The organism is Exiguobacterium sp. B2(2022) (genome assembly GCF_028823655.1).
Lineage (GTDB): Bacteria > Bacillota > Bacilli > Exiguobacteriales > Exiguobacteriaceae > Exiguobacterium > Exiguobacterium aestuarii_A.
Genome location: NZ_JAPEHX010000091.1, coordinates 1 through 6,465 on the forward strand (window position 1 = coordinate 1; position 6,465 = coordinate 6,465).

Sequence of the window (6,465 nt, forward strand, 5' to 3'; positions counted from 1 at the left end):
CCAAAAGTGGCGTAAGCGTTATGTGATCCATTCATCGGGGAAATGAATGAATCGATTTGTGATGAAGCCCTAAAGATGTGCCGGGATTCATGGGGAATGAATCAATTGGGACATCTTCGTTGAAACAGGATGCTTGATGGACTAAGGGGGAACATCATACGCAAGCTGTCTCAACTACGGGATACGAGTGGGGAAACTCGCTCATCACTTTTTCTCGGGTGTGACAAGTTCAAAACGCGATAAGGCTCGGGGAAGCCATTCGATCGCTACAGGTGTAACCAACGTTACAGAACTGCTTGAACTCGAATATGATATTATCACGTCTTTCAATTGTCGACAAGTGTCGAAACTCACGTTCACAAAATGTTCATATTGTCAGAGGTATGTCCTCTAACATCGACCGTGCAGCGAATTGTCCTGAAAGCGTGACCATTGGGCTCCCTCCCCCAGGATGAGTCGAACCACCTGCGAACCAGATGTTCGAGACGTCCGTCGAGCGGGCTGCCGGTCTAAAGAATGCTCCTTTTTTCGAGTTGGCCGACGTGCCATAAAGAGCACCGTAATAGGCATAAAAGTCACGGCTCAAGTCTTGTGGTGTCACCCGGCGGTGGAAGAGAACCTCTTCTTCTTCCCAATCGACACCGAACGAACGCAAGCGCCGACGAATCAAATGTTCATACGTATTAGCATCGATGTCAGTCAAATGAGCTGGGGCATTGACGAGGATGAACAGGTTGTCTCCTGCCTCCCCCATCGATGGATCGGTTGCGGATGAATTGGAGATATAGATGGTCGGCTCGTCCGCATAGCGTTCTTCCTGGAAGAGTGCTTTGAATTCTCGCTCGTAGTCGTCAGAGAAATAGACGTTATGATGGGCGAGGTTCAATCGTTTTGTTAACCCGATCATTAACACGAATGCAGAGATAGACGGCTCGACGGTATCGCGTGTCGGGACCGGGAAAGAAGGCCGGTCTTTCGCATCGACAAGTCGAGGATATTGCGTGAGCAGCTCGCCATTGAGCAGAACGGCATCACAAGAGATGACTTCTTTGTCATCAACGACGACTTCATGAGCCTTACCGTTCAGGACTTCAATTTTCGTCACTTCGTGTCCGAGTCGGAACGTCACCCCGAGTTCACTCGCTCGCTTCGCAAACCCTTTGGCGATGTTCCAGTTGCCTCCCTTGGCAAAGTAGACCCCTTCATTCAATTCTAAATGAGAGATGAGCGCGAACGTGCCGGGTGTCACGTACGGGCTACTGCCGATATACGTCGCATATCGGTCGAGTGCCTGGATGATGCGCTTATCTTTGAAGTATTTCTGATGAAGGGCATGCAGACTTTGCAGCGGGTGTACTTTTACCATGTCCGCCCAAAGGCCCGGATCTAATTTTGTCTCCATACGGGTGAAGAAGCGTTCGTTCGCGATTCGGAACAACTTCTCTGCTTCATCTAAATAAGCTTGTAATTGATTTTTCTTCATTTGGTCATTCGTCAATCGTCGCACTTCCGATTCAAGTTGTGCCCGATCGGCGCTAAATGTGAACGAGGAGCCGTCCGAATAATGATTGACGGTATGTTGATCGAGTTTGATCAATTCAAAATAGTCATCAGGATTGGCACCGCTGTTTCGGATGACGGAACGAAAGACATCTGGCATCGTGATGGTGTTCGGACCGAAGTCGAAACGGTGCCCGTCGGTGATGACGGGCATGAGTTTTCCGCCGACATGTTCATTCTTCTCAATGACCGTGACGTCATAGCCGTGTGTGGCGAGCGTAACGGCAGCGCTCAGGCCACCTAACCCTGCTCCAATGACAACAATTTGTTTCATACATTTGTCCCCCTTAAGTAAAACGCTCGATTAGGAATAATGGCGACCTTTCCACGTGATCGGTAGACGTCTCCATTTACGGATGACGGCGTTCCCGAGTAAGGTCAGATAAGCGATCAAGCTGATTGGATGCAACCATGTACCGGATCCATGAGATTTTATGTCGACAGTAAGTCGGGCGAGGAGTACGAAGAGTGCCGCACTGATCGTTTGCCAACTTGGTGAAAATAGCCATGCGAACATGGCGGTCAACTGAATCCCGTAATACGTCAAGAAGTACAAGGCGAGTCCTACTGATTCATTCATTCCCTTGAATACGTTTTTTGAAAACCCGCTCCATACTTCTTCATTCGTCTCATACATATCACAAGAGATGAACGGGGCGACTTGAACGAGTGACGTCACTTTTTGATGACGCTTGAACATACGACATAAATCGATGTCATCAATCAACGATGAACGGATCGAAGCGTGCCCACCAATCTCTTCGTAACTATTTCGTTCGACAAGTACATTCATTCCGTTCGCTGCCGCGAATGCTGGGTGTTTCACTTTTCGCCAGAACAAGGGCAGGTGTTGGGCGATGAGCACATGTTGCATCGGAATCAACAATTTCCCGAGAAATGTCGATGTCGGAAATTGAGGGAATCCGGATAAAAAGACAGCCTTTTCACGTGCGAGTGTCGCATGCATGCGGGCGATAAAGCTCGAATCAATGGTGACGTCCGCATCTAAAAAGAGGAGATACGGTTCAGTCGTATGTGTTGCGAGCTGATGACAGGCATGGACTTTCCCGGCCCAGTCATCAGGTAAAGGGACTCCCTGAATGACGGTGAATCGGGAATCGTCTCCGATTGCGCGATGTAATCGTTCATATGTATCGTCTTCGGAGCGGTCTTCATAAATGTAGACATGAGTATTCTCCGGGATCGCCATTTGTAAATTAGTAATCAATCGGTCGACATGTCGTGACTCGTTCCGCATCGGGATGCAGACGGCTGTCGCCATAGCTTTCCCGGGTTTTGCGAGTGGTCGTAAAAATGCCAGATTCACGAGTGTGAAGATGAGCATGAAAAGGGTCACGAACCAAAGAATCATGAGCCTTTCCTCCCGAGTCGAACGAACGTTTCTGTCCACTCGGCTAGATTGCGTCGCGGACGGAACAAAGGAGTATAGGCGGTCGAACGTGTAATGACGTCATGTCTGACATCGTCATACAACTGCTCGAGTGCTTGCGCAATCTCTTGTTTTTGAGCTCTCCGAGTCGACGAGGTCACGCTGTATTTTCGGAATCGGACGTAGACAACGGGCTCGGCATGGCTTTCGAATGCATAATACATGGCACATAAATGAACAGGGCGCTCATTCAGTAACAGGGTCGCCCCCGATTCGATTTCAATGGGACGCATTTCTTGAGGGACTTCTCGACCTTGTGGATACATCCACACCGATTTACCTGAAGTAAGCAACTCATTCGCATAGGCGAGGGAAGCACGCACATCGGATAGACTTCCTTTTTTTACAGAGAAGGCCCCAAGGTGACGAAAGAACGGGAAACGACGCAATCCGTCCTCGTCCATCAACACATGGATGTCATGTCTCAAAAAATGTTCATTCACCATATACATGACGAGTCCATCCCACCAAGCACTGTGCGTACTTAAGATTAAACCAGGCGTAGGAATATCATCGGTTCGAATAAAAATATTATGAAACGTCGGACGAATCTGACGTTCCCTTACGAATGTTGAGAATACATTATTGAACCATTTCTTTTTGTGTGACTCGATCATCGCGAACTCTCCTTTCTAAAAGAATCACCCCAGACGTCAGAATGCTCAGGAAGCCGATCCCATAAAGACCTGCGTTCACGGCCGTGACGCCAAAGAGGGCATGAAGCATGACGAACAAGTAAACGCCGTGCTGGATGAACAAGGAATCGACAGCTCGTTCGTGACGTTGCAAAATCCACGAGAAAATAAGGGATAACCCGAACCAACCGATAAAGTTTTGCGTCGGGATATCATAATAAAAGCCGTCATTTGCCCATTCCCAGTAGCCTTTCACGTTTGCCGCTACAGGATCGATTGCCATATCGAGCCATACGGCGAGAAACGGGACGAGCCATAAAATGTTGTTGCGGAACGTGAAGAGTCGAGCCACGGCAAAACTAGAACCGATGACAGCGAGCCACGCCGCCCCGATGGTGACAGGGACTCCAAATACAGTCGGACCGAATGCCTCGGCATAGACGTATTCGCTGAACGGGAACCCTGTTTTTACGCCGAGTGTCTCGACGGCGATCGAACCGAAGAAAATAAACGGAACAATCCAAACACCTTGTCGAATCCCTTGATAAAGAATCGTTCCACCAATCGCGCCGGCGAGCCATAAAAAGACGGGGTTCGCCCATTCTAGCCAAGGCGGAAGCAAATCGAATCCGACTAAGATCAACCCAATGAAATACCAGACAATAAACCATTTCCAAATAAACGGATACACTTTCATTCCATCACCTCTTCTTTTATTCTAAAGCTCATCTCATTCTTCGTCTAACAAATGCATGTACGAAAAAAGAGCCTCGTTGAACGAGACTCTTAATTGGCCATCCGCTTCCGTCTTTTCACGAACGAGAAAGCGATGAATAAGACATAGAACGGGACGGCGATGAACCAGAACGTCGGCCATTCTTTCCAACGTGCGAACATCATATACGTCACATAGACGAGGCTGATCGTAATGATGAACGAGTGACGTGGCAGTGGCACGTCTTTAAAACTCGGGATGCGGACACGGCTGACCATCAACAGGGCAAGCCCCGTGAAGAAAATCGGTGTCAACAGTTCGCTGACGCGGTCCCCGAACGTCGTGATGACGGCGAGAAGTCCACCGGCGGCCGTAATCGGGACGCCTGAGAAGTAACTTGCCGCAACGTTTGTCGCAGACAAGTTGAAGCGGGCGAGACGGTATGCCCCGAAAAGCGGAAAGAGTGCCGCAAAGAACAATCCATAATTGCCGTAGTCAATGAAAAACGTATAATAGGCGAGCATCGCCGGTGCGACACCGAACGTGACGATGTCAGCGAGCGAGTCTAGTTCCTTCCCAAAGTCCCCAGCGACTCCGAGCATACGGGCGAGGCGCCCATCTAAACTATCGAGCATCATCGCGATGATGATTAACAGTGTGGCGTTTGAAAAGTCACCACGTGCGGCGTAGACGATGGCGACGACACCACAAAATAAGTTTCCGAACGTAAAGGAGTTTGGAACCCACGAACGGATGCGTTCTTTCCACATAATTTTGCCCCCAGTAAGGTCATTGGCTGAACCAGCGACCGTTTGTGAATTGCAGTAAATCTTCTGGCTTTAACTCGATTTGATAGCCACGTTTCCCGGCAGAGATCGTGATGGTCTCTTTCTCTCTAGCTGCCTCATGCAAGTATACGGGGAACGGTTTCTTCGCCCCGATGGGAGAGACGCCACCCCGGATGTATCCGGTCAGTGCCTCGAGTTCTTTCATCGGGACAGGCGATGCTTTCTTCGTTCCCCAAGCTTTCGCGGCTGCTTTTAAATCAATGTCACGCTCTCCGGAAATGAGAAAGAAGGCGTATTGTTTTTTCTCGTTCACGAGACAAATCGTTTTGTACAGTTCATCGAGCGGTTTATGCAACGTCTTCGCGACATGTTTGGCAGAGACATCGGTTTCATCGACTTCATACGTATGATAAGCGAACGGAATCTTCTTTTGTTTCAGTTGCCGAGCGGCGTTTGTCAGTTGCATCTGACTCATCCTTTCGTGACCGACTCCTTTTAGAATAGCAAATCAACCAACTTCACGGCAATTGAACTTCAAAAAACTTTTCAGTAAAGGAAGGAGTTTGGCGGAATGGCGAAGAAATGAACAGTGATTCATTTTATAAGGGGGAATGAAAGTGGAGACGATTCAATTGACGACGCACAATGGGGTAGGGTGGTTGAAACTCAACCGACCTGAAAAGCTGAATGCCTTGAACGAGACGTTGTTACGTGAAATGAAAACGGCAATCGATGAATTTGATCAGGACGACGCGGTTCGCGTCATCGTCCTTGTCGGCGAAGGACGGGCATTCTCATCTGGACAAGATTTAACGATCGAGAGCGATGCAGATTACGGGGAATATTTAGAAGAGGTGTATCATCCACTCGTCCGTGCGCTCTTCTCATGCCGTAAGCCAATCATCGCGGGCATTCATGGCGTTGTGGCAGGAGCGGGACTCAGTTTGGCACTCGCGGCAGACGTTCGAATCGTCGCCAAGTCGACGAAGTTCAGCTCGGCGTTCATCAAAATCGGGTTGGTCGCGGATGCGGGCGGTCCATATCACTTACGTCGACTCATGCGCGACGACCTTGCGTTAGATTGGCTCTGGAGTGGCAGTACGATTGACTCGGAGGCAGCGCACACATTCGGACTCGTCACAGAGCTCGTGGAAGATGCGATGTATACGGAGCGATTGACTTTATATGCGGAAACACTCGCTGCGAAATCACCGGTCGCTGTTCAAGGGATGAAGGCGCTCATGCGAGCCGCTTCATTTGAGGACGGATTGAATGAAGAAATCGAATGGCAACGGAAGTGCGGGGACACGGACGTGC

The 6,465-nt window shown here is 49.3% G+C and carries 7 protein-coding genes; 1 reads left to right on the forward strand and 6 read right to left on the reverse strand.

What is annotated here, in order from left to right; all coding sequences use genetic code 11:
* Window positions 1-367: 367 nt before the first annotated feature.
* From ON063_RS13970 to ybaK, 6 genes are all read right to left on the reverse strand, one after another.
* Entirely contained in the window at window positions 368-1,834 is a 1,467-nt protein-coding gene (locus tag ON063_RS13970) for a phytoene desaturase family protein (protein ID WP_274665534.1), read from the reverse strand.
* 30 nt (window positions 1,835-1,864) lie between these two features.
* A complete protein-coding gene (locus ON063_RS13975) occupies window positions 1,865-2,932 on the reverse strand; it encodes a glycosyltransferase (RefSeq protein ID WP_274665535.1) in 1,068 nt (355 codons plus the stop codon).
* Window positions 2,929-3,627 (reverse strand): lysophospholipid acyltransferase family protein, encoded by a 699-nt coding sequence (locus ON063_RS13980; RefSeq protein ID WP_274665536.1) that lies wholly within the window; start codon window positions 3,625-3,627, stop codon window positions 2,929-2,931. Before ON063_RS13980 ends, ON063_RS13975 begins: the two co-directional genes overlap by 4 nt.
* Window positions 3,593-4,342 (reverse strand): carotenoid biosynthesis protein, encoded by a 750-nt coding sequence (locus tag ON063_RS13985; RefSeq protein ID WP_274665537.1) that lies wholly within the window; start codon window positions 4,340-4,342, stop codon window positions 3,593-3,595. The genes ON063_RS13980 and ON063_RS13985 overlap by 35 nt, the downstream gene beginning before the upstream one ends.
* A gap of 89 nt (window positions 4,343-4,431) precedes the next feature.
* Complete coding sequence (gene pssA / locus ON063_RS13990; RefSeq protein WP_031421233.1) at window positions 4,432-5,130, reverse strand: CDP-diacylglycerol--serine O-phosphatidyltransferase; 699 nt, start codon at window positions 5,128-5,130, stop codon at window positions 4,432-4,434.
* A 19-nt stretch (window positions 5,131-5,149) separates the two neighbouring features.
* Window positions 5,150-5,614 carry a Cys-tRNA(Pro) deacylase gene (gene ybaK, locus ON063_RS13995; protein WP_274665538.1) on the reverse strand — a complete coding sequence of 155 codons (465 nt, stop codon included), beginning with the start codon at window positions 5,612-5,614 and terminating at the stop codon, window positions 5,150-5,152.
* 151 nt (window positions 5,615-5,765) lie between these two features.
* Here ybaK and ON063_RS14000 point away from each other — a divergent pair.
* Window positions 5,766-6,465 (forward strand): enoyl-CoA hydratase/isomerase family protein (locus ON063_RS14000; protein ID WP_446719144.1); only part of this gene is annotated, 700 nt, incomplete at its 3' end.

Excerpts from the sequence above, each read along its gene's own strand:
- ON063_RS13970 (WP_274665534.1), bottom strand. The coding sequence starts at position 1,834 with ATGAAACAAATTGTTGTCATTGGAGCAGGGTTAGGTGGCCTGAGCGCT.
- ON063_RS13975 (WP_274665535.1), bottom strand. The coding sequence starts at position 2,932 with ATGATTCTTTGGTTCGTGACCCTTTTCATGCTCATCTTCACACTCGTG.
- ON063_RS13980 (WP_274665536.1), bottom strand. The coding sequence starts at position 3,627 with ATGATCGAGTCACACAAAAAGAAATGGTTCAATAATGTATTCTCAACA.
- ON063_RS13985 (WP_274665537.1), bottom strand. The coding sequence starts at position 4,342 with ATGAAAGTGTATCCGTTTATTTGGAAATGGTTTATTGTCTGGTATTTC.
- pssA (WP_031421233.1), bottom strand. The coding sequence starts at position 5,130 with ATGTGGAAAGAACGCATCCGTTCGTGGGTTCCAAACTCCTTTACGTTC.
- ybaK (WP_274665538.1), bottom strand. The coding sequence starts at position 5,614 with ATGCAACTGACAAACGCCGCTCGGCAACTGAAACAAAAGAAGATTCCG.